Consider the following 726-nt stretch of genomic DNA (forward strand, 5'->3'; position numbering starts at 1 on the left):
CGATCCAAGTTCAGTAGGCTACGACAAGGTAGACAAGTCAACGGTTGAATCACTGCTAGTTACTCCAGGTCAAGCAGACACTACTGTAACTGTAACTTACAGCAAGACTGCTTACTCACTCAAGGATGAGGAGAGCAAGACTGTTACTAGAACCATCAACTACGTTGATTCAGTAACTGGTGAAGCAATTCCCGCTGAACTTGAACCGTCAGTAACTCAAAAGGCTACTTTGACTCGATCAGTAATTTATGACAACAAGGGCAACAAGATCGGTTATGGTACTGTTTCAGCAGACGGTTCAAGCTACACGCTTGACGACAGTTGGAAGGTAGCTGATCAGACTTGGATAAAGCAAGATTCTGCTGACCTGTCAGACTACGGCTACACTGCCCCAGACAAGGCAACTGTTGAAGCAGAGACTGTTGATGGCTCAACTACTGATACTACGGTAACTGTATACTACGGCCACCAGACTGTTCCAGTAACTCCAGAAAAGCCAGGTACTCCAGGCAAACCAATCAACCCGAAGGGCAACGTAAAATACCCAGATGGCGTATCGAAGGATGACTTGACTTCAGCCGTAACTCGGACGATCAACTATGTTGACGAAGATGGCAAGGCAGTTAACGGCTCACCAGACGGTACCAGCTCATACGTTCAAAAAGCCGAATTTACTCGGACTGCCATCGTTGACAAGGTAACAGGCAAGATCCTTGGTTACGACAC

Annotated in this window: 1 protein-coding gene; it reads left to right on the plus strand. The window is 46.8% G+C overall.

Annotation, left to right across the window (positions count from 1 at the left end):
- On the plus strand, positions 1-726 hold a 726-nt coding region (locus ACLUXO_RS10205; RefSeq protein ID WP_412137451.1), incomplete at both ends, for a mucin-binding protein.

The organism is Lactobacillus delbrueckii subsp. bulgaricus, assembly GCF_046938665.1.
GTDB classification, from domain to species: Bacteria; Bacillota; Bacilli; order Lactobacillales; family Lactobacillaceae; genus Lactobacillus; species Lactobacillus delbrueckii_C.